Origin of the sequence: Pontibacter silvestris (assembly GCF_020907275.1) — a bacterium.
Lineage (GTDB): Bacteria > Bacteroidota > Bacteroidia > Cytophagales > Hymenobacteraceae > Pontibacter > Pontibacter silvestris.
In genome coordinates, this window is sequence record NZ_JAJJWI010000085.1 from 1 (window position 1) to 1,110 (window position 1,110).

At 42.3% G+C, this 1,110-nt stretch carries 1 protein-coding gene; it reads right to left on the minus strand.

Translation table 11 applies throughout. From position 1 onward, the window contains the following. Positions 1-74 precede the first annotated feature (74 nt). On the minus strand, positions 75-1,082 hold the full coding sequence (locus LN995_RS21665) for a S41 family peptidase (RefSeq protein ID WP_229963182.1): 1,008 nt from the start codon (positions 1,080-1,082) through the stop codon (positions 75-77). Positions 1,083-1,110 lie beyond the last annotated feature (28 nt).

Genomic DNA, 1,110 nt, shown 5'->3' on the forward strand with positions numbered 1-1,110 from the left:
CAACGTGCTGGTATAGCAGATTGCAAGGCGTCAGCCGAAGCATGACTGCTATACTTGGTTGTACTAAGTAATATTTACTTTTTGCCTTTATCGATGAATTCTATTGCCTTTTCTATGTAAAGCTTATCATTTTCAGACTTGTCCTTGGTTAGGTTTTCCAACCTGATGTTTGGAGCTATACCTTCTCCTGGCTTAGCATATTCCTTGTTGTTCCTGTCTATGTAATTGCCCTCTGTCAAAACAAGGTATGCTCCGTCAGCTAATTCATGCTCATTATTCGAGGACGTTAGGCCATTTGTGTTTGTGCCAATCAACATGGTGTTGCGTCTGCCAACAAAGGTTGTGGCTATAATCTCCCCGGAACTGGCGGTCTTTTTGCTAATGAGAACTGCTACCGGTTTTCTGCTACTTTTAAGTTTGTATGGCTTTGTTTTTAAATCGAAAACAAGTTTGTCATTTTCATACAATTGCCCTTTCTTGTAAATCCAGTAGCTGTTTTTACCGTCCGCGTCTTTCCACCCTGCACACTTATCCTTCTCAACAAAAGGACCGACTCCTGCCGACATAGGTGCAGACATGCCTCCATCATTTGCCCGTAGGTCAATTATCCAGCCTTTTGGCTTGTGCTCATCCAGTTGCTTTATGGCTTCCTGAATAGAGGCTGCGTATTCCCTTTGCTCTTCGATGTTGATGACGCCAAAAGCCGGAATTTGAATATAGGCGTACTTATTGTCAATCATCTTGAACTTAGGGGTTGGAAGCTCCATGCCAAAAGCTCTGTAGCCTCGTTTCATGGCTTCTATCTCTTCTGGTGGGTAAAAGCCAGAGTGGTGGTCTTTCAGCTGGTCCAAGGCATCTGCGATGATAGGGTATATTTCCCTGATGTTGTGAGCGCTGTCTGCTTTTAACAAAGCTCCAGCATACAGTCTTTCCCAATCAACTTTATTTTTGTTGACAGAACGTGCTCTCATGATGTCCAGCGCTTCGGTAACATAAATCCTTAAAGAGTCAGTTTGGGCGTAGCTTTGATAAAAGACTGTGGAAAGAAGGGTGATAAGCAGTAGTAAAGATTTTTTCATCATCTATTAAGTTTGTTTTATTTAGTACAAC

Coding starts and splice junctions, on each gene's coding strand:
- LN995_RS21665 (WP_229963182.1), bottom strand. CDS start 1,082: ATGATGAAAAAATCTTTACTACTGCTTATCACCCTTCTTTCCACAGTC.